Source organism: Clostridium sp. DMHC 10 (assembly GCF_001270375.1).
Taxonomy (GTDB): domain Bacteria; phylum Bacillota; class Clostridia; order Clostridiales; family Clostridiaceae; genus Clostridium_S; species Clostridium_S guangxiense.
Window position 1 is genome coordinate 2975166 of the sequence record NZ_LGVB01000015.1, and the last position, 16638, is coordinate 2991803.

General features: G+C 30.5%; 15 protein-coding genes and 3 pseudogenes. 4 read left to right on the forward strand and 14 right to left on the reverse strand.

What is annotated here, in order from left to right; all coding sequences use genetic code 11:
• Positions 1-14: 14 nt before the first annotated feature.
• Together feoB and AGR56_RS16295 are read right to left on the reverse strand one after the other, a co-directional pair.
• Positions 15-1779, reverse strand: a pseudogene (gene feoB / locus AGR56_RS16290) (ferrous iron transport protein B).
• 1 nt (position 1780) lies between these two features.
• Positions 1781-2006, reverse strand: a pseudogene (locus AGR56_RS16295) (ferrous iron transport protein A).
• 440 nt (positions 2007-2446) lie between these two features.
• Between AGR56_RS16295 and AGR56_RS16300 the strand changes: the two are divergent.
• A pseudogene (locus AGR56_RS16300) lies at positions 2447-2895 on the forward strand (methylglyoxal synthase).
• Between the two features lie 163 nt (positions 2896-3058).
• Here the strand turns inward: AGR56_RS16300 and AGR56_RS19770 are convergent.
• Positions 3059-3796: a polysaccharide deacetylase family protein gene (locus tag AGR56_RS19770; RefSeq protein WP_347460549.1), complete on the reverse strand. Its 738-nt coding sequence runs from the start codon at positions 3794-3796 to the stop codon at positions 3059-3061.
• Here AGR56_RS19770 and AGR56_RS22260 point away from each other — a divergent pair.
• The gene (locus AGR56_RS22260) at positions 3738-3875 is read left to right on the forward strand and encodes a hypothetical protein (protein ID WP_242851506.1); all 138 of its coding nucleotides are present in this window, start codon (positions 3738-3740) and stop codon (positions 3873-3875) included. The genes AGR56_RS19770 and AGR56_RS22260 overlap by 59 nt on opposite strands.
• Positions 3876-4205: 330 nt before the next feature.
• Positions 4206-4328: a hypothetical protein gene (locus tag AGR56_RS23010; RefSeq protein WP_278279665.1), complete on the forward strand. Its 123-nt coding sequence runs from the start codon at positions 4206-4208 to the stop codon at positions 4326-4328.
• A 241-nt stretch (positions 4329-4569) separates the two neighbouring features.
• Here AGR56_RS23010 and AGR56_RS16310 read toward each other — a convergent pair whose 3' ends face one another.
• The 11 genes from AGR56_RS16310 to AGR56_RS23025 form a co-directional block, all read right to left on the reverse strand.
• Positions 4570-5007: a PTS sugar transporter subunit IIA gene (locus tag AGR56_RS16310; protein WP_053243098.1), complete on the reverse strand. Its 438-nt coding sequence runs from the start codon at positions 5005-5007 to the stop codon at positions 4570-4572.
• 1 nt (position 5008) lies between these two features.
• Positions 5009-5809, reverse strand: coding sequence for a PTS galactosamine transporter subunit IID (agaD, locus tag AGR56_RS16315; RefSeq protein WP_053243099.1), 801 nt, complete (start codon positions 5807-5809; stop codon positions 5009-5011).
• Positions 5796-6599, reverse strand: coding sequence for a PTS galactosamine transporter subunit IIC (agaC, locus tag AGR56_RS16320; protein ID WP_053243100.1), 804 nt, complete (start codon positions 6597-6599; stop codon positions 5796-5798). The genes agaD and agaC overlap by 14 nt, the downstream gene beginning before the upstream one ends.
• A 15-nt stretch (positions 6600-6614) precedes the next feature.
• Positions 6615-7085, reverse strand: a complete 471-nt coding sequence (gene agaB / locus AGR56_RS16325; protein WP_053243101.1) for a PTS galactosamine transporter subunit IIB — start codon at positions 7083-7085, stop codon at positions 6615-6617.
• Between the two features lie 81 nt (positions 7086-7166).
• Positions 7167-9917 (reverse strand): sigma-54-dependent transcriptional regulator, encoded by a 2751-nt coding sequence (locus AGR56_RS16330; RefSeq protein ID WP_053243102.1) that lies wholly within the window; start codon positions 9915-9917, stop codon positions 7167-7169.
• A gap of 597 nt (positions 9918-10514) precedes the next feature.
• Complete coding sequence (locus AGR56_RS16335; protein ID WP_053243103.1) at positions 10515-11480, reverse strand: small ribosomal subunit Rsm22 family protein; 966 nt, start codon at positions 11478-11480, stop codon at positions 10515-10517.
• A gap of 184 nt (positions 11481-11664) precedes the next feature.
• Positions 11665-12291 carry a hypothetical protein gene (locus AGR56_RS16340; RefSeq protein ID WP_053243104.1) on the reverse strand — a complete coding sequence of 209 codons (627 nt, stop codon included), beginning with the start codon at positions 12289-12291 and terminating at the stop codon, positions 11665-11667.
• A gap of 193 nt (positions 12292-12484) precedes the next feature.
• Positions 12485-13231, reverse strand: coding sequence for an ABC transporter substrate-binding protein (locus tag AGR56_RS23015; RefSeq protein WP_053243105.1), 747 nt, complete (start codon positions 13229-13231; stop codon positions 12485-12487).
• Between the two features lie 22 nt (positions 13232-13253).
• Positions 13254-14102 carry an ABC transporter substrate-binding protein gene (locus AGR56_RS23020; protein WP_053243106.1) on the reverse strand — a complete coding sequence of 283 codons (849 nt, stop codon included), beginning with the start codon at positions 14100-14102 and terminating at the stop codon, positions 13254-13256.
• Between the two features lie 223 nt (positions 14103-14325).
• Entirely contained in the window at positions 14326-15453 is a 1128-nt protein-coding gene (locus AGR56_RS16355) for an ABC transporter substrate-binding protein (RefSeq protein WP_084757096.1), read from the reverse strand.
• A complete protein-coding gene (locus AGR56_RS23025; protein ID WP_053243108.1) occupies positions 15450-15947 on the reverse strand; it encodes an ABC transporter substrate-binding protein in 498 nt (165 codons plus the stop codon). Before AGR56_RS23025 ends, AGR56_RS16355 begins: the two co-directional genes overlap by 4 nt.
• Positions 15948-16278: 331 nt before the next feature.
• On the opposite strand from AGR56_RS23025, the gene AGR56_RS16365 reads away from it, so the two are divergent.
• A complete protein-coding gene (locus AGR56_RS16365) occupies positions 16279-16617 on the forward strand; it encodes a P-II family nitrogen regulator (protein WP_053243109.1) in 339 nt (112 codons plus the stop codon).
• Positions 16618-16638 lie beyond the last annotated feature (21 nt).

Consider the following 16638-nt stretch of genomic DNA (forward strand, 5'->3'; position numbering starts at 1 on the left):
TCACCTCGATTAATCTAAAATATTGAAATCCCTATATTGTATACTATAAATGAAGCTATCCATGCTACACAAACTTGATAGACTATCATAAATGCCATCATTTTAAAGCCGTATTCTTTTTTCATTGTACCAAGTGCAGATATGCATGGTGGATATAAAAGGGTAAATACTAAAAATGAGTATGCAGTAACTGGGGTAAAAATTGTTGGAAGTATGCTTGGTAAATGTGATCCATATAAGACCCCCATAGTACTTACAACTACTTCCTTAGCTGCAAGTCCACTTAAAAGGGCAACTGAATTTTGCCATGTGCCAAATCCAAGTGGTGCAAAGAATGCTACAAGAACATGTCCAATTTCAGCTAAAAAGCTGTATTTTATATCTACAAAGCCGTTGATGCCAAAGTGGGATAAAACCCAAATTATAACTGAAACAGAAAATATTATAGTTCCTGCCTTCTTAAGAAAGCCTTTGCCCTTTTCCCAAGTATGAAAAAGTAAATTCTTTGGTTCTGGAAATTTGTAATCAGGAAGCTCTATTATTAATGGCTCTTCACCTTTTTTAAATAATGTGTTTTTAAAGGATTTTCCTACGATAAAAGCAACTATAATTCCCAATAAATATAATGAGCCTATGACTAATCCTTGATGTTTCGGAAACAAAGCTGCAGTAAGTAAAGCATAAACAGGAAGTTTAGCATTACAAGACATAAATGGAATAAGTAGTGCGGCTAATTTTCTATCTTTTTCACTTTCCAGTGTTCTTGCAGACATTATTGCAGGTACTCCACAGCCAAAGCCCATTACCATTGGGATAAAGGCTTTGCCTGACAGTCCCATTTTTCTCATTATTATGTCCATAAGTAGAGCAGCTCTAGCCATATAGCCACTGTCTTCCAAAATTGATATACAAAAGAATAATGCCAAAATTATAGGCAGAAAGACAATAACCGAGCCAACACCCCCAACTATTCCATCTATTAAAAGTGAACTGAACCACGGGCTTGTAGATGAAAATAATAAATGCAATTTTGGGATAAGTAAGTTGTTTAAAAGCGTATCAGCTAAATCTTGAAGTGGTCCGCCAACCCACGAAAATGTAAATTTGAAAATTAACCATATAATTATAAAAAATGCAGGGTAGGCAAGAAATTTATTTAAAAATATTTTATCAATTATTTCTGTATAGGAAATTATAAATTTATTCGATTTAGTTATACATTTATTTAAGACTGATTCAATATATGCATAGGTTTCTTTTTCTGACTGAAAGTTACATTCATTATCATAACTTGAAGCCATAAAACTTTGGTTCAATAAAATTTTTTCAATTTCGCCTATGTTTTTATTTTTTGCAGCTACGATAGGTACAATTTTTACGTTTAATTCACGTGAAAGCTTAGCATAATCTATAATAAATCCTTTTTTCTTTGCTACATCTATCATATTTAAAACGAGTATTATTGGCTTTCTAAATTCTTTGAGCTGCATTGTAAGGTATAGATTTCTATCTAAATTAGATGCATCAACTATATTAATAATTACGTCAACATTTTCATTTAGTAAGAAGTTCTTTGAAACTTTTTCTTCATTGGAATAAGTATCCATGGCATATATACCGGGTAAATCCACTATTTCAATAGAGCTATTTAAAAATCCTTCTTTTTTTTCTACAGTTACGCCTGCCCAGTTACCTACATATTGATCAGAACCAGTTAGGGCATTAAATAAAGTGGTTTTCCCAACGTTTTGGATTACCCATAAGTGCTGCAGTTATCATTTTAAGCCTCCTTTAAAAATATATTTTTTGCATCTTTTTTTTCTAAGTGCAATATTGAAATCTCTAATGTGAATTATAATAGGATCTCCTAAAGGAGCTGAGGTCTTTAATTTTACTTCTGTGCCTTCTATAAATCCGAGAGCGAATAATCGTTTTGACAATTTTTCATCGCCTACTATGTTTTTTATGATTCCTTTTTCACCATATTTTAAATCGTATAAGCTCATCCTAACACCTCCTAAATGAAAATAATTATCATTTACTAATTAAATAATATCATCTAAAAGGTAAAATGTCAATAATCATACACGAGGTTTGGGCTTTGCCCATTATCCTTCTAGAAGCTAAAAAGACTACTCTCTTAGCAAGAAAAAGAACTTAAAATTATTGCTAACCGAGGACACGAGGTTTGCATCAATTTTAAGATATACATTAATAAATTCTATGCATAGGCTTGTCTATTTATAATACAAATATAATAAAAATATTAATAAATGATTCTTACTATCATTACTTTATACAATAAAATAAGGAATTTATAAAAAGACTTTCATTTATTTTTAACATGAATTATGAAAGATATGATATAATAATGTCATGTTTTAAGATTTAATATCACAAAATTAAAATATAAAAAGACTTATAGTAAAGTACTGGGGGTAAGGTTATGAATGAAAAAACAGGGGCAAAGAAGACAATTGCGTTAATAGCACATGATAATAGAAAACAAGCGTTGATAGAGTGGGCTAAAGAAAATGTTGATGTTTTAAGTAAACACGATTTGTGCGGAACTGGAACTACAGCTAAACTTATATCTGAAAAACAGGGTTAACTGTTAAAGGTTTTAAAAGTGGTCCTATGGGCGGTGATGAGCAAATAGGGGCAAGCATTGTAGACGGAAAAATAGATATAATGATTTTTTTCTGGGATCCTCTTACAGCACAGCCTCATGATCCAGATGTAAAGGCACTCCTTAGAATTTCTGTATTATATGACATTCCGATTGCAATGAATCAATCTACAGCAGATTTCTTAATGAAGTCATGCCTTATAAATGAGGAATATGATAATCATGTAATTGACTATTATGATAGAATACGAAAAGATAATTTTTAAAGTATGTCAAAAGACTACATAAAAAAAATAAATGTTCCTAAAAAAATTTTGGGAACATTTATTTTTTATGCAATATGGAGTATGGCTGTTGCATTAAATAAAAAAATTGAATTAGCTTTTGGTAATTGCATCCTTCGCTTTTCAGATAGTACCTTTTCCTATATTAGTATAGTGTTTTAAATTCATAGCCAGTTGATTTTAAATAGTCTATTATCATAGGTAAGGCTTTTGCTGTCTCCTCCTTACCATATGTATCATGCATTAAAATAACTACCTTATTTTTCTTCCCTACTGATGTCTTAACATTGTTAAGCAGTTCATAAGCATTCTTTTTTACTCCTTCTGCATCAAAATCATAGGCAGTCCAATCTATAGTTACCATTTTCCTTTGAGAAAGAGTATTTTTGAAGTTTGCTAAATTTGGATCTTTATAATAAACTCTTGACATATATCCACCGGGCATTCGAATAACTCTTGTAGAAAATGATTGTCCCAAAATTCCTTTTAGTATATTGGATGTTCTATCTACTTCACTCATAAATTGATTAATATTTAGTATATTATTAGGATACAATAGCTTAAGATTATGAGAATAAGTGTGATTTCCTATTGAATTACCTTCATCAAAAATTCTTTTAACTAAATATTTAGAATTCTGATTTTCTTCTATAACTTGTCCAAGCAAGAAAAAAGTTGCATGTGTATTGTAATTTTTCAGAGTATTTAATATGCTTGGTGTTACAGTGGTTGAAGGTCCATCATCAAAAGTTAAGTATGCGGTTTTTTTACCATCTTCCTTGAAAGCATCTTCAACTTTTACTCCATAGCTTGGAATAGGTTGCTTGGATGAATCAAGGTTAGGTTTAGAAATGTTACTGTCAGCTTCAACATTATTTGAGATAAAGCTGTTTGATTTACTTTTGGAAGTATTTGTATTTATAAAATTATTGCTTTTAGATAAAGCTATTTTTGAAGTTTGAAACTTTAACTTTTTTTTGTGGTTTTAGTTTTTAATTTGTTATTTAATGACAATGATGGCATAAAAACAAATAATAAAATTAGTACTAATATGCATATAAATAATGAAATGATTTTTTCTCACTATTATGCTTATTTATGATATTGTTTAACATTTAACATTACCACCTTAAGAAATATATTAATTTATGACTATAGCTATAATTTATCACTAACCATACAATATTTGGTTACAAAAAAACTATTTTTTATTACAATATTGTTACATACATATGAAAAAGTCTAATATTCATAGCCTAAAAAAATAAATTAGCGTAATTTGTAAAAAAATATTGAATATATGCGTTAAAGAATTTGCTGAAAATGGATATACCATTGCCTCAACAAACACTATAGTAAGTATTGGATATATAACTCCTCAACAATGTGAGGAGCTATCAAGAAAAATTGCATAAAAAAGTTCGACTTTTTGTGTCTAAAATATTGACATCGATCCAAGGCGAAGCAATACTGCTGAAGAAACGATTTAAAAAAAATTCTAATAAATCTTGGTAAAAGAATCATAAAATACTTAGATATTTCAATCTGTCTGAGCTATAGCGAGTTATTGAAATATCTTAGTATTTTATGATTTTTTTACATTAGATTTATAGAATTTTTTTTAATGTTGCAAAGCAGTATGCTTCGCAATATTTTTTAAATACCTATGGTATCTTCTTCATCATTAGAATTGTTACTAGTTAAATTCTTAATGAATCTTCCTGTAGAATTTTTGCTAGAATTCACCACGAAATCAGCAAGCTCTGATATACTCATGTTATCCTTTTGAAATATAGCTTCTATAATAGAGCCCACATTACAGCCTGCTATTACTTCTATATTTTTATTTTCAATAGAGAGTTCAGCTGCACATTTAAAAGGAGTTCCACCTAAAATATCACATATGAATAAAGCTGTATCTTCTTTATGCCTATCCATGGTTTTTTTCATTTTCTCCTTTAATGTAACATCGTTATCATCTTCTGTGAAATCTATATATTCTATTCCCTCATTTCCTCCAGCCAAAAATTCTATTGACCCTCTTACCATAGTTGCATATCTACCGTGACCTGTTATAACTAAGATATTTTCCATTTTATAGCACCCCTAAAGCTGATAATAAAATTGCACATATGAATGTAAATAAAATAAGTATTGTTGGATTTATATTCTTTTTCTTTAAGAAGAAAAACATTAAAAGTGTATATCCCATTGGAAGAAGATTAGGAAATATCTTATCAAGAAAATCCTTTTGTATTGAAATTGAATGTCCCGAACTTATTGCCACCTTATATACAACATCTATGTGAACATATGAAGCTATTAATGCTCCTATTACTGTTACACCAAGTATTGTAGCAGATTTAGAAATAAGTTTTGAATTTTTCTGTATGGTATCAATTGCTTTAACTCCTAAATTATAGCCAAGGCGTGTCCATAAAATACGTGATGCAAAAATACATACATATGAAGCGAAAAATATTATTGGGCCAAGTACACTTCCTTGACTTGCAAACGATGCTGAAATACCTGCCACTATAGGAAGTACTGTAAACCAAAATATAGCATCTCCAATACCAGCTAGTGGTCCAAATAAAGCTACTCTTAAGCCCTTTATAAGACTTCTTTCTTCATTATTTTCTTCTAGGGATATTATAAGTCCCATTAAGAAGCCAACTGTAGTAGGTGTAGTATTTATAAATTCTAAGTTATCTTTCATAGCTTGAGATAATTTTTCTTTGTCATTTCCATAGATTTTTTTAAGAAATGGAAGCAGTGCATAAGTCCAACCACCGGCCTGCATTCTTTCATAGTTGAAGCTTGCCTGAAGTAAAACTGTTCTCAATCCCAGTTTGGTAATATCTTGTTTAGTTAATTTTTTATTAGATTCCTTCACTGTAATCTTCACCAACTTTCATGTTTTTCTTTAATTCTTCATCTCTATCTCTAGCATTTTTTTCATTAAAGAAATGATATAGTGCTAAAGCTATTCCAATAAGTGCTACTGGAAGTAAATTTGTAAAGTTTAAAAAGGATGCTGTTACAAAACCTACTATTAAATAAGGAATAAATTCTACTTTTAACATTACTTTTAATAAAAGACCAAATCCAACAGCTGGCAAAATGTTTCCTGCTATTTCAAAACCATGAGATAACCATGTAGGCATACTAGCTACTAAAGCTTTCATTGGTTCTTGGGCAACATATGCGCATAAAAAAACCAAAACTCCATAAGTTATTCCAACTATTAAAGTAGTTAAAATATTAAGCCTTGCAAAAGCTTTTGTATCTGCATCTTCAGCATATTTTTGTGCTTTTCCCATAAATACTGAAAAAGCTGAATAGTAGAATAATATTATATACTGCATAAGAAAACTAAATGGAAGCGCAAGTCCAATTGCTGCTTTGACATCCAGTTTAGCTGTATATGCTATAACTGTAGTCATAACACCTGCCAAAATAGGGTTTGGAGGCTGAGTTCCTCCTACTGGTGTTAAACCTGCAAATGCTAATTCTGTTAATGCACCTGCAAGAAGTCCTGTATGGAGATCTCCTAAAATAAGTCCTGATAATGTACAAACTATTATTGGTCTGAATATATATAAACCTTCAAGCCAAAAATCAAATCCACATATGATAGCCATAATAGATAGTAAAATACCTTGAATTAGTGTAATACTATGCATTGCCTTTCCTCCCTTTTATTCAATATCGTGCTTTATATCTCCAGGTGTATCTTGTATATATACATCTATGCCCTTTGATTTTATATACTTTAAATTTTCTAAGTCCTTGTCATCTACATATACCTTTTTAGTGATTGCTCTTTTTCCTTCTGAGAAGTGCATATTTCCTACGTTAACCTTTTCAATTGGAACGCCGCCGTCCACAAGCTTTTTAACTGTTTCTGGTGTCTTACAAACTATAAATATTTTTTGTGATGGTGCTGCTTTTCCTATTACATTTATAGTTTTTTCTACTGTAAAAAATCTGATTCCTACTCCAGAGCTTTCTGCTGTCATTGTCATTAACTGCTGCTGAACTGGCTGGTTTGCAGCTTCATCATCCACTACAACTAGTAGGTTAGCTCCAAGTGAAGATGTCCATGTAACTCCAACCTGACCATGTACAAGTCTATTGTCGATACGAACTAATAAGATATTTGGTTTCATAATTTATCCCCCTTTATTTTTTTATATAAATAATAAAAGCAAAAACCATGCCAAATAGTGTACATAACTATTTGGCATGGTTTAGAGATTGAAATCATTGACTTTGTTTTTTATACTGTCATAAATAAATCCTATTTCCGATATTGGTATCTCAACTTTATAAAACTGTTCTATTACACTAAAGGCTTTTTTTACTAATTCTATAAAGTGTATATGATACTTTTGAAATTCTTCTGATTTATTGTAATTCATAATAGGATCTTTTATTACTAATCTTTCAATCATACAAGATATGTGTATATATAAACTTATCTTGAGATCATTAGGAAACTTAAAACAAACTCCTATTTCAAGATTATAAAGGGCACATTCCACTTGATCTATTATCTTAGAAGGGTTTAATATGGTTAAATAATTAATTACATTTTCAAGTGTAAATAGCTTTACTACTTCTCTATTAATCTTATCTATTATTTTAATATCCACTACATCTCTTAAGGCGTTTTTCAGCAAAGCTTCTCCTTTTTTCATTATAAAATTTTCTATAGATATATATGGAACTTCTTCTATTTTAGGATCGCTTGTTCCAATTATAAGCCTCACATCATACTGCTTAAATATATTTCCTTCTTTTCCATTTCCCTTAAGACTTTCATAGTCATAGGCAATAACTTCAACTTCATTATTTGCAAGACATTTATCCATCAAATCTTTAATTTTTTTAGCCGCTCCTATACCTGTAAGACATGTAGTTATTATAGCATTTTTTCTAGTTTTACTTAAAGGTATGTAATTATATTTTGATACATTACCCTTAACTGCCTCTTTTGCAATTTGTTCAACAGATTCTGAATTTAATATTCTATTTCCAACGTCTAGTGCAAGCTGCGTAGATATGTTATTAATTATAGCAAGATCGCCATAAAACTCCTTGGTTATACCTTTATGTATTCCTTCTAGGGAGCCCATATCCACTAAAATTATTAAACCATTTGAAATATTGGTTTCTCTTATGTAAGAATTTAGTTTAGCCACAATTTCAGGACTAGATAGCTCTAATGGCATATCAAAAGCCTCAAAAATATATTCCCCAAGCATTCTATTTGCAACACTTGCAATACTGCTTGCTGTTGAATATCCATGTGCAATTAATACTGCATTTGTCCTGTCACTTCTTCTTTTTTGGTTAAAAGACTTAATATAAACTAGCATATATAAATTTAATATTTTATTTAAGGCTATATCTAAGTTCGCTTCAATAGTTTCAATTATTTTTATTATTATTTTATATTCCTTTGGATATTTTATACTCATATAATCTATTAGTTCATCTACATTTTCTTCATCTTCATTATAATATTCCATAAAATATATTATTATGTAAGTTATTATTTCTGAGCTATTGGCAAAACATTTTATTCCATATTCACATTCTATGTACATTAAAATATTTTCAGTAATTTTTTTCATAGAATTGAACATAACTGCATTTCTCTTCTTATCAATTTCATTAAATATTATTTCATCAACTAACTTATTAAAGTTATCTAAACACTTTCTAAAAAATTCTTCCTGCGTAGTTTCATTTTCTTTAAGCTCCTCTACAAATTTTAAAATTTCTGAGGTTAAATCTGATATGCTGCCGGAACTTTTATTAAAATAATTGGTATCCTCCGTACCAGAACAGGATATAAACATATCCGCAAAATTCACATTACTTAAAATTCCATCAAAGTTTTCCATGAAATCAATTGGCAAATTATTTATTTTTATTTTAAGAACCTTTATGCTTTTATAATTTGAGCTTTCAAGAGCACTGGCACAGCTTAGCTTTATTGCATTTATAAGCCCTCCTATATTTCCCCCACTCTTGCTTTTTAGAAGAATGTTTACAACTTTATTGCTTACAAGTATGTCTTTCTTTATATTTATAGCTTCTTTTTTATAAATACTTTGAATAATTTCAAGTTTTTCACTAAGAGGTCTTTCTTGAAAATTAGGTATATTAACTATAAGAGGTATTCTTCTTAAAAAGGTTTGAAGAAAATTATCTTTTGGACTTTCAGTAGTGGCAAAAATCATCCTTACCTTGGCATTTCTCCATCTTCCTGCTTCTCCGAGTCTTCTAAAAATACCTTTATCCAGAAATAGAAATAATTTTTCTTGCCCTTCAGGTGGCAGTCTGTGTATCTCGTCTAAAAATAGTACTCCTCCATCTGCTCCTTCTATAAGTCCCGGTCTATCCCTTTCAGCTCCAGTATAAGCGCCTTTTACTGAGCCAAATAGAGTTGCTGAAAGAAGTTCTGGATTATTGGCATATTCTGCACAGTTAAATATAACAAACCTTTCAGGGTTTTCTATAGAGTTTGATGCTTTTGCAAATTCATATATTATTTGTGCAAGAAAGCTTTTTCCAACCCCAGAACTGCCAATAAGAAGTATAGGAAGACCCATTGGGGGATATAAAACTGCTGATTTACACTGATCCACCACATACTTTAAGCTTCCATTATATCCTATTAATTTTTTAAATACTTCATTAGTATTTCCTTCTTTAAAGTCACTTTTCTTATTATCTAAATAATTTGATACTAACTTTAAGTCTCCTTTCCTCTTATTGTATACATCCGCATCTATAAAATAAACAGGTCTAGTATTTATTTTTATTGCCTTTCCTTCTTTATTTAAGACATTTAAAAGATGACTAACCATATTTCTTTGAATACCTAAACTATCAGCAATATTTTTTGCTGTAACTCCATATTCCTTTTGTCCATCAATTTTAAGAGAACATTCTCTTAACCTTCTCACAATATTTTCTTTATTAGTCATTGCATTTCAACCTTCCAGTTACTTTTTCATACGTGGTTCAATTTTACTATCATCATTATGAAAACGTTCTATATTTTTCAGTTTATCATTTATACCATAATAACATTACTAATCTTATTATTCAATAATATAAATAGGTAATCCACAGAAAATAACTGATGAGAAGTATAAAAGCTTATAAAGGGGATGTCGCACTAAAATATATTTAGTCGCAATTGTTAAATATCGCAAACTAACTATAATAGTAAGTTAAGGGTTTTACGATGCCGTGCACGTAAAAAAGTGAAGGGTTTTACCTTCTGTAAAAGATTAAGGTTGATTTTCCTCCGTTTTACTACGAAAAATCTTTAACTTATTTAAATTATTTATTTTTCGTAGAGAAACGGAGAAAAAAAAATATTCCTTAACCTTTTGCCGTGGCAAAACCCTTCACCTTTGACAAGTAGAACAAAGTCAAAACCCTTCACTTTTCGCATAACGAAAAACCTTAGTCTTTTAACAAGCGAAGTGAAGTTAAAAAACCCTTCACTTAAATTTGTTCTCAATATTTATAAATCATAATTTAACAATTTTTAGTGCGACAGCCCCTTTAAAGACTTATTTAATTAGTATTTCATCTCCGCACTGTGCTTTTCGCGCCTTTTTATATAAATCACCATCTCTTTTAAAAATGTTTACTTTTTTTATTCCATCTATGCTGCAAATATCAAGAGTTATTCTACCTTTTCCAGTAATAGGATGCCTCAAGATACGTGCATCTGCAGTTCTATACGGCTCACGTGATATAGCCAAATATGCAAATTTTTCGTCTTCATAAGGAACTTCTCCTTCTTTTAATTGGCGATGTAATTTACTTCTTTGTACTCTACAGGTAAAATGGCACCAATCATCCTGTTCAAGTGGACAATTATTTTCATGTGAACATGGTGCTACTATATGTGCTCCTTCTCCTAATAAATATTCACGTATCTTTTTTAAATGTGAATACCCTACAGGAGTTCCTGGTTCTATAATCAAAGTTATTTTATTAGTTGCCTTCCACAGCTTGTAGGCTGCCTTCATTCTTTCATCGTCATCTAGCTCATTTAGTACATAAGATGCAATAACTAAATCAGCCTTTTCAGTGATATCAGCCTTTGTCAAATCATACTCTATCCATTTTGCTCTTCTTAAAAACTGGCTTCCTTCTGACATCATTTTTTGACCAACCTCGCGCATTGCATTTTCTCTTTCTAAGCATACAATACTTTTTAAATCAATAAGAGAATCTGCAGCCCACGAAGCAGCTCCTGTTCCTGCTCCAACATCTAATAATGATTCTATATTGCAATCAGCTAAATCTAAAGTATACTTAAGCGCCGAATAAACTGCTCCATATGTTGCTGGCATTCTTACAACTGAATAGGCTACTGCTTCATTACTTTCTGTAAGAAGGCGCTTTCCATGACCACTTTCAGTTCTATATTTTTTACTAAGTGTTTGTGCATCTTGCGCTAGCTTTGAATGTTTAATGCCAACAAGCTGATTTTCTATAGCTAGCTTAAGCTCAATAGGTAATTCCATTTATTTTAACCTCTTTCTTTGCTTTTAAATATTTATAATTATATCATTTGAAATTAGATTGTGTGAACTACAATGCCAAAAACTTTTCTTTGAAAACAAAAATAGCTCATATTTAATGCAGCTTTAATATGAGTTATTTTTCCTTACATATTTTTTAATTATTAAAATAATTTCATCTATAAAATTACAGTTTTTTTATTGTACTTATGTCATTTTCTTCTCTAAAGTACTTGTATCCTGTATCACTGGCACTTAAAAATCCATTAATCCACGAATCTACAAAATAATTAAAATTATTAACATCTCCATGAGCCTCATCCCAATATTCCTTATGGAGATCTCTTGTAGTTTTCCATGCGATAACATTTTCATTATCTTCAATTATTTCATTTACCCTATCGCATGGCATTCCTTCAAGCATATAATCAAAAACTAAATTGAAAAGTTCTTGTGGTGAGCCACCGCTTATTTCAAGTTTTTTCATCGTATCTACTCCACTTTGATAAAAGATATCAGCAATATCTTCTTTTTTAACAGCATTATTCCTTAACAATTCAGTTACTATATATGCTAATCGGCTTTCTACACTTATTATTCTTTGCTGAAGCCATCCATGAATATTATCATGCTCTATATTGTCCTCAAGTGAACCTGTTACAGGAGTTCCATATTTAGAATAGCTCTCATTTAGCATAGCCTTGCTATTATAACCATTTCTTTCAGCTAGTTCTGTTATATTTTCTATTAATTTTTCATGCAGCTGAATTTTATTAAACAACCAATAATGAATCTTACCTAAAAATGCACTCATTTGATTAGCCTCCTTAAATTTTTATCAATATTCTTTTAAAACATAATCTAATTATATAATTAGCCTTTTTTCATTCGGTATCCTTAGTTACAAAAATAAATTATATTAAATAAAACTTTAAAGCCTAGTTGTTAAAAGGCTAACAACTAGGCTTTTTAGATTTATAAATTTATTTATCGTTTCAGTAAGGCTCTTACTTAGAAACATCCCACTTCTCAAGATTAGCATACATTCCAAATGCTGTTGCTCCACCATATGTTAATCTTTTATTAACAGCAGTCATGCTGCTTGGTGCATAAGTTCCAATTACCGGTGAATCATTCACATAAAGCTCTTGAACCTTGTTATAAATTTCTGTACGTTTTGCTTTATCTACAGTAACTTTACCTTGTGCAAGAATTGAATCCATTTGACTGTTGCTGTATGCACTTAAGTCAAGAATTTGACCACTTGCTATATAGGCTGTTATATCTGGATTAACAGGATCAAAAGTAAAACCAGCTAAGAATAAATCATAGTCATGCTTTTTAGCAAGATTTAAAGCTGTAACAAAATCATATTTTTGAATTTGAGTTTTAATACCAACTTCTTGAAGATTTTGTGCTATTACGTTAGCAGATTGTTCACGAACAGTGTTGCCAGTAGGAACGTTAAGCTTTAAAACCTTACTTGAATCCCAATTTGCTGCTTTTAATAATTCTTTAGCTTTTGCTGGGTTGTAAGTTGGATAATCTAAATCCTTATTAAAGAAACTGCTTGATTTAGGATAAGGTCCTACAATTTCTTCTCCAGCACCTTTAAGTAAATTATCAACTATTTGTTTTCTATTTATCGCATATGAAATAGCTTTTCTTACATTAGCGTTAGAAATTCTATTAACATTGACTTCCATAACCTGTATTCCGCTAGGATCGCCTTTTGTAACTGCTATATTTTTCAAGCTTTTAAGCTTTGAAATATCGTCATTTTGGAAGTTGACCTACCAAAGGATCATTTGTATCAATTTCACCACTTTGAAGTTGTACAGTTAATTCAGTTCCCTGCATTATTTTAAAGTTAAGTTGTGAAAGTTTAGGTGTTCCTCTAAAATAATCTTTATTAGCTGCCATTTGAACATATTGATCTTTTTTATATGTAACAAGTTTAAATGCCCCATCTGTTACATTAGGATTTTGAAAAAATGCTGCTTTAAACATCTGGTCAAGTGGAGTATCCTTTAAAATGTGCTTTGGCACTGTTTTTAAATATTGTCCTATTAAATCCTCAAATACAACTATATCAACAGGCTGCTTAGTTATCAAATTTACAGTATGGTCGTCCACTTTTTTAGCCCCATCAAAAGCATCCGTACCATTTGTGTTCTTTCCTGCATCATTTAATCCAGCAAGCATATTGAATTTAGATGCAATTGTAGCTGCAACTTTAGGATTTGTTATGAGGTTTAAGGTAAATAGAACATCATCTGCTGTTACAGGTTTTCCGTCTGTCCACTTTGCATTTTTGTTCAATTTTACAGCAAACGTCTTGTTATCTGTTGTAGTTATTGAATCTGCAAGCCCTGGAACGAATTTCAAATCATTTGAAAGCTCAACAAGCGGTTTAAATAAAACTTCTGTCATGTTGTTTTGGCTTTGGTCTGATGAATCAAGTGCATTAAATCCACTTGGTGCATTAACTATACCAATATTTACGACTTTCTTTGCATTTCCACTTTTTGAAGCACTACTATTTGAACTTCCACAAGCTGACAAAGTCAAACTAGTAGTACATACTAAAGCTAAAATTACGGCTCTAACAAGTTTCTTTTTCATTTTTTTGCCCCCTAATGTTTCATTTGTAAAACTTTTTTTAATAAAATTAACTATTTGTTAACTACCTTATTGCTTATAATACTGTAATTTGATAGATATGTCAATTTTTTAGGTAAATTTTCGACAAATTTAATATTCTATCCAACAAACTTAATTTTAAAAAATAAGGCATTAATAGCCTTTTAAACTATTAACACCTTATTTTTAATGTTTCTAATTTTTTTTATTTTACGTCCCATTTTTCAATGTCCACATACATTCCAACTGATTTTGGAGTTACGCCTACTACTCTTTTATTAACAGCTCCCATACCAAGTGGTGCATACACCCCAATTGATGGTGCATCATTACTATATGCTTCTTGAACTTTGTTGTAAATATCTGTAACCTTTGCAGAATCTACAGTTGTTTTTCCTTGTTGTAAAAGTGCATCTACTGTTGGATTGCTGTATCCGCTTAAGTCTAAGGTTTGACCTGTACCTATATATGCTGATACATCTGGGTTAACAGGATCTACTTGAAGTCCAACTATATATAAATCAAATTGATGCTTTTTACCAAGAGACAAACTTGTAACAAAGTCATATTTTTGAATTTGAACTTTTATTCCTACATCTTGAAGATTTTGAGCTATAACATTTGCAGCCTGCTCACGACCGGTATTTCCAATAGGAACATTAAATTTCAATACCTTGCTTGAATCCCAATTTGCTTCTTTTAATAAAGCTTTTGCTTTTGCTGGGTCATAGCTAGCATAATCTATATCCTTATCAAAGAACTGACTTGATGGTGGATATACTCCAATAATTTCTTCTGCCGCACCCTTTATTATATTCTTTATTATTTGCTTTCTATTTATTGCATAAGAAATAGCTCTTCTTACTTTAGCATCAGGTATAGTTTTTACGTTCATTTGTAAAGTTTGAGCATTAACTGATGCCTTTTCTTTTATAACATCAATATTTTTCATATCCTTAACTTTTTCGATATCATCGTTAGGTATTGTACCTATAAGAGGATCGTTCATATCAATTTCGCCACTTTGAAGTTGTACAGTTAATTCAGTTCCCTGCATTATTTTAAAGTTAAGTTGTGTAAGCTTAGGTGCCCCTCTAAAATAATCTTTATTAGCTGCCATTTGAACATATTGATCTTTTTTATATGTAACTAATTTAAATTGACCATCTGTCACAGTAGGATTCTGGAAGAATGATGCCTTAAACATTTGATCCAACGGTACATCCTTAAGCGCATGCTGTGGAACAGTTTTTAAATATTGACCAACCATATCTTCAAATATTGCTTTATTAACATTGTCCTTTGTAACAAGTTGTATAGTATGATCATCTATTTTTTAGCTCCTTCAAAACTATTCTGTCCTGAAGTGTTTTTACCAGAATCATCTAAGCCTTTTAATATATTGAACTTAGATGCAATTGTAGAAGCAACCTTGGGATTTGTTATAAGCCCAAGTGTAAACATAGTATCATCTGCTGTTACTGGCTTTCCGTCCGTCCACTTTGCCTTCTTATTTAGTTTTACAGTAAAAGTCTTGTTATCCGTTGTATCAATAGAATCAGCTAATGATGGCTGAAATTTAAAATCACCATCAAGCTCTACAAGTGGTTTAAATAAAATTTGTGTCATATCATTTTGTGCTACATCGGAAGAATCCAATGCGTTAAATCCGCTTGGCGCATTCATTATCCCCACATTTACTATTTTTTTCGCTGAACCAGCAGATTTACTACTGCCTGTCCCACCACTGCTTCCACATGCTGACAACCCAATAGTAGCAGTGCAGGTTACTGCAATTACTAATGTTTTTAAAATTCTTGATTTCATTATTAGCCCCCGTTGTATCATTTTCATATTTAATATAATCAACAAATCACTTATTAATTATCAATATTAACAATAATATATTAATATAATACATTTGTCAATTTAATTGTGGTATTTTTTATTGTTTTTTATATTTTATAGTGTTAAATGTAAAAACTTTTTTGTTTTAAAGCGGATTTTTGTAAAAAAATTAATAAAACGTAATCAGTTAACAATTTTTAGCTGTACACACTATATTTTTATCAATTTTAAATATTATTATTAAATTAATTATTTAATAAATATTAACGATGAAAAGTAACAAATTTAATAATTTGGAGGTGAAAGGCGAATGAAAAAACTAGAAATAATTATACGACCTGAGAAGCTTGAGGAGCTTAAAAAGACGTTAAATGAGCTTAACGTTAAAGGAATGAGTGTATCAACCATAGTAGGATGCGGCAACCAAAAAGGTTCAAAGCAATTTTATAGAGGGGCAGAAATGGAGATAACTCTGCTTCATAAGCTTAAGGTTGAAGTGGTAGTTAGTGATGGAATAGTTGACGATATAGTAAATAAAGTCAGCGATTCAGTTAGAACAGGTAATGTCGGAGATGGAAAAATATTTGTTTACAATGTAGAAGAAGCAGTAAGAATTAGAACTGGAGAAAAAGGAGATACTGCAATTTAAAATTAAGGTTATATAGGGGGG

Bases quoted from the DNA above. Each gene is read 5' to 3' on its own strand.
- AGR56_RS16310 (WP_053243098.1), bottom strand. From the start codon at position 5,007: ATGGAAAATATCTTAGTTATAACAGGTCACGGTAGATATGCAACTATG.
- agaC (WP_053243100.1), bottom strand. From the start codon at position 6,599: ATGCATAGTATTACACTAATTCAAGGTATTTTACTATCTATTATGGCT.
- agaB (WP_053243101.1), bottom strand. From the start codon at position 7,085: ATGAAACCAAATATCTTATTAGTTCGTATCGACAATAGACTTGTACAT.
- AGR56_RS16330 (WP_053243102.1), bottom strand. From the start codon at position 9,917: ATGACTAATAAAGAAAATATTGTGAGAAGGTTAAGAGAATGTTCTCTT.
- AGR56_RS16335 (WP_053243103.1), bottom strand. From the start codon at position 11,480: ATGGAATTACCTATTGAGCTTAAGCTAGCTATAGAAAATCAGCTTGTT.
- AGR56_RS16340 (WP_053243104.1), bottom strand. From the start codon at position 12,291: ATGAGTGCATTTTTAGGTAAGATTCATTATTGGTTGTTTAATAAAATT.
- AGR56_RS23020 (WP_053243106.1), bottom strand. From the start codon at position 14,102: ATGAAAAAGAAACTTGTTAGAGCCGTAATTTTAGCTTTAGTATGTACT.
- AGR56_RS23025 (WP_053243108.1), bottom strand. From the start codon at position 15,947: ATGAAATCAAGAATTTTAAAAACATTAGTAATTGCAGTAACCTGCACT.
- AGR56_RS16365 (WP_053243109.1), top strand. From the start codon at position 16,279: ATGAAAAAACTAGAAATAATTATACGACCTGAGAAGCTTGAGGAGCTT.